The organism is Moorena sp. SIO3I6, from assembly GCF_010672095.1.
This window is the reverse complement of sequence record NZ_JAAHHU010001695.1, coordinates 1-1,067: the sequence shown is the minus strand read 5'-3', so window position 1 is coordinate 1,067 and position 1,067 is coordinate 1. Positions and strand designations below refer to the sequence as shown.

Here is a 1,067-nt window from a genome sequence, read left to right as displayed (position 1 = left end):
ATTATTACTTGAAGGTTTACCTTGATTACTATTATTACTTGAAGGTTTACCTTGATTACTCGTATGTTTACAAATTGAGTTATTGAGAATAGCCTGAGTATTAACTTTTTCTAAGCTACCATCCAAGCAGATTACATTGAAGCTATTATTGGCATTTTGGTGCATATACCTAACGTTTTGAATACCCGCAAAAACAGGTGTGGGCATAAGCAAAGTATAAACAAATGAACACAAAAGAGTTAATTTTTTCATATTTTATCTGCTCGATTAGGTGCATTGTCATTATTCTTGACTACTGTTCCCGTTCTTTGTTCCTGACAACTGCTGCGAATTTTAATTTTGCAGGTTTTAGTGTGTAAAGCACTAAAGAGGTTAGGGATAAAATAATCGTTACAATATATGCTCTGTATACTTTTCAGCTGATAAACAAGTGCGTTGGAACGACTTAAGCCGCATCTCTATTAGCAATTTCCTCTCGACGATTGCGCCAACTCCTAGAGAAGGGTCGGGTCAGGGGTGCCTATAAAACCGGGAAATTCTGGATTATTCCTCTGTTCAACCATTTGCTAAGTCTGTCAAGGGATTTGCTCGACGAAGTCTTTTCGACAAGATTCTATATTATGATGCCTATAATAATAGGCATATTGTAGAGCCTCATTGCTAGACTTAGACGCTTTATCCCAACTTATTCGATACCACTTAGATAAATCTATTGGGTCAATATCTTTGATCTCTGGCCTAAAATCAATACCAGAAAAAATTCCAATTACTTCTTCAACTAGATTACGCCGTATAACTCCTCTAAAACAAAGGATATCATCACTTTGAAAAGTATATCTTGTCCCTAAGATAGTATTGCCTTGCTTTTCTAAAATAATATATCTATCAAATTCTTTCTCATTATGGTACAAATAGATGCCATCACTAAAGCCTTCTACTCCAACTACTTGTTTTAACTTTTCGTTCCACTTAAGGATAGCCTCTTGAGCTTGATTATAGACAGACGTTGATGAAGGAATTTGTTTTGCCAATTTAATGGCTAATTTATAATTCTCATCAACTGGTTT

The 1,067-nt window shown here is 35.1% G+C and carries 2 protein-coding genes and 1 pseudogene; 1 reads left to right on the top strand and 2 read right to left on the bottom strand.

The features are described 5' to 3' along the window. The coding region (locus tag F6K49_RS52380; RefSeq protein WP_293110983.1) for a hypothetical protein at positions 1-207 on the bottom strand (207 nt) is incomplete at its 3' end. A 260-nt stretch (positions 208-467) separates the two neighbouring features. Here F6K49_RS52380 and F6K49_RS52375 point away from each other — a divergent pair. Next, positions 468-566 (top strand): annotated as a pseudogene (locus F6K49_RS52375) (DNA-binding protein); the annotation flags it as partial. Between the two features lie 9 nt (positions 567-575). Here the strand turns inward: F6K49_RS52375 and F6K49_RS52370 are convergent. Then, positions 576-1,067, bottom strand: a 492-nt coding sequence (locus tag F6K49_RS52370) for a hypothetical protein (protein WP_293110980.1), incomplete at its 5' end; no start/stop codon positions are given.